The organism is Vibrio hepatarius, assembly GCF_043642085.1.
In the GTDB taxonomy this organism is placed as follows: Bacteria; Pseudomonadota; Gammaproteobacteria; order Enterobacterales; family Vibrionaceae; genus Vibrio; species Vibrio hepatarius_C.
This window is the reverse complement of sequence record NZ_JBHZSA010000033.1, coordinates 1-3195: the sequence shown is the minus strand read 5'-3', so window position 1 is coordinate 3195 and position 3195 is coordinate 1. Positions and strand designations below refer to the sequence as shown.

Genomic DNA, 3195 nt, shown 5'->3' with positions numbered 1-3195 from the left:
AAGCCTGGCGATGTCCTACTCTCACATGGGGAAACCCCACACTACCATCGGCGCTAATTCGTTTCACTTCTGAGTTCGGCATGGAAATCAGGTGGGTCCAAATCGCTATGGTCGCCAAGCAAATTTTAAAATTCAGAAAGCTGTTTAATTCTCAATACACATTCAATGTTCTTACATCGAGTCCATCAAAACCCTTTGGGTGTTGTATGGTTAAGCCTCACGGGCAATTAGTACAGGTTAGCTCAACGCCTCACAACGCTTACACACCCTGCCTATCAACGTTCTAGTCTCGAACAACCCTTTAGGACCCTCAAGGGGTCAGGGAAGACTCATCTCAGGGCTCGCTTCCCGCTTAGATGCTTTCAGCGGTTATCGATTCCGAACTTAGCTACCGGGCAATGCCATTGGCATGACAACCCGAACACCAGAGGTTCGTCCACTCCGGTCCTCTCGTACTAGGAGCAGCCCCCTTCAATCTTCCAACGCCCACGGCAGATAGGGACCGAACTGTCTCACGACGTTCTAAACCCAGCTCGCGTACCACTTTAAATGGCGAACAGCCATACCCTTGGGACCGACTTCAGCCCCAGGATGTGATGAGCCGACATCGAGGTGCCAAACACCGCCGTCGATATGAACTCTTGGGCGGTATCAGCCTGTTATCCCCGGAGTACCTTTTATCCGTTGAGCGATGGCCCTTCCATACAGAACCACCGGATCACTATGACCTGCTTTCGCACCTGCTCGAATTGTCATTCTCGCAGTCAAGCGGGCTTATGCCATTGCACTAACCACACGATGTCCAACCGTGTTTAGCCCACCTTCGTGCTCCTCCGTTACTCTTTGGGAGGAGACCGCCCCAGTCAAACTACCCACCAGGCACTGTCCACAACCCCGATAAGGGGCCCATGTTAGAACATCAACACTACAAGGGTGGTATTTCAAGGACGGCTCCAACGATACTGGCGTACCGTCTTCAAAGCCTCCCACCTATCCTACACATGTAGGGTCAATGTTCAGTGCCAAGCTGTAGTAAAGGTTCACGGGGTCTTTCCGTCTAGCCGCGGGTACACTGCATCTTCACAGCGATTTCAATTTCACTGAGTCTCGGGTGGAGACAGCGTGGCCATCATTACGCCATTCGTGCAGGTCGGAACTTACCCGACAAGGAATTTCGCTACCTTAGGACCGTTATAGTTACGGCCGCCGTTTACCGGGGCTTCGATCAAGAGCTTCGACCTAAGTCTAACCCCATCAATTAACCTTCCGGCACCGGGCAGGCGTCACACCGTATACGTCATCTTACGATTTTGCACAGTGCTGTGTTTTTAATAAACAGTTGCAGCCACCTGGTATCTGCGACTCTCGTTAGCTCCATCCGCAAGGGACTTCACCGACAAGAGCGTACCTTCTCCCGAAGTTACGGTACCATTTTGCCTAGTTCCTTCACCCGAGTTCTCTCAAGCGCCTTGGTATTCTCTACCCGACCACCTGTGTCGGTTTGGGGTACGATTCCTTACAATCTGAAGCTTAGAGGCTTTTCCTGGAAGCATGGCATCAATGACTTCACTACCGTAGTAGCTCGACGTCGTGTCTCAGCCTTAAAAAGAGCCGGATTTACCTAACTCTTAAGCCTACGCACTTGAACCTGGACAACCGTCGCCAGGCCCACCTAGCCTTCTCCGTCCCCCCATCGCAATTGTAAGAAGTACGGGAATATTAACCCGTTTCCCATCGACTACGCCTTTCGGCCTCGCCTTAGGGGTCGACTTACCCTGCCCCGATTAACGTTGGACAGGAACCCTTGGTCTTCCGGCGAGGGGGTTTTTCACCCCCTTTATCGTTACTCATGTCAGCATTCGCACTTCTGATACCTCCAGCATGCTTTACAACACACCTTCAACGGCTTACAGAACGCTCCCCTACCCAATGCCCAAAGGACATTGCCGCAGCTTCGGTTTATTACTTAGCCCCGTTACATCTTCCGCGCAGGCCGACTCGACTAGTGAGCTATTACGCTTTCTTTAAATGATGGCTGCTTCTAAGCCAACATCCTAGCTGTCTAAGCCTTCCCACATCGTTTCCCACTTAGTAATAATTTGGGACCTTAGCTGGCGGTCTGGGTTGTTTCCCTCTCCACGACGGACGTTAGCACCCGCCGTGTGTCTCCCGGATAGTACTTACTGGTATTCGGAGTTTGCAAAGGGTTGGTAAGTCGGGATGACCCCCTAGCCTTAACAGTGCTCTACCCCCAGTAGTATTCGTCCGAGGCTCTACCTAAATAGATTTCGGGGAGAACCAGCTATCTCCAGGTTTGATTGGCCTTTCACCCCTAGCCACAAGTCATCCGCTAATTTTTCAACATTAGTCGGTTCGGTCCTCCAGTTGATGTTACTCAACCTTCAACCTGCCCATGGCTAGATCACCTGGTTTCGGGTCTATATCCAGCAACTCGACGCCCAGTTAAGACTCGATTTCTCTACGGCTCCCCTAGATGGTTAACCTTGCTACTGAATATAAGTCGCTGACCCATTATACAAAAGGTACGCAGTCACACCACGAAGGTGCTCCTACTGCTTGTACGTACACGGTTTCAGGTTCTATTTCACTCCCCTCACAGGGGTTCTTTTCGCCTTTCCCTCACGGTACTGGTTCACTATCGGTCAGTCAGTAGTATTTAGCCTTGGAGGATGGTCCCCCCATATTCAGACAGGATATCACGTGTCCCGCCCTACTCGATTTCACTGAATGTGCGTTGTCGACTACGGGGCTATCACCCTGTATCGCCGGACTTTCCAGACCGTTCGTCTAACGCATATAAAGCTTAAGGGCTAGTCCAATTTCGCTCGCCGCTACTTTCGGAATCTCGGTTGATTTCTTTTCCTCGGGGTACTTAGATGTTTCAGTTCCCCCGGTTCGCCTCATTAACCTATGTATTCAGTTAATGATACGTGCTTATGCACGTGGGTTTCCCCATTCAGAAATCCCAGACTCAAATGGTTGTTACTACCTAATCTGGGCTTATCGCAAGTTACTACGTCTTTCATCGCCTCTGACTGCCAAGGCATCCACCGTGTACGCTTAGTCACTTAACCATACAACCCCAAAGGGTCTTTACGTCAAACAACCAAAGTTGTCTGCATTTTTATACATGTGCAGACTCGATTTTGCCGGACTCAATTTTGAATAGTCACT

The 3195-nt window shown here is 50.5% G+C and carries 2 rRNA genes; both read right to left on the bottom strand.

Going from position 1 to position 3195, the window contains the following annotated elements:
• Nucleotides 1–2 precede the first annotated feature (2 nt).
• Nucleotides 3–119: ribosomal RNA gene (gene rrf, locus ACHUFZ_RS21070) — 5S ribosomal RNA — on the bottom strand.
• 87 nt (nucleotides 120–206) lie between these two features.
• Nucleotides 207–3095: ribosomal RNA gene (locus tag ACHUFZ_RS21065) — 23S ribosomal RNA — on the bottom strand.
• Nucleotides 3096–3195 lie beyond the last annotated feature (100 nt).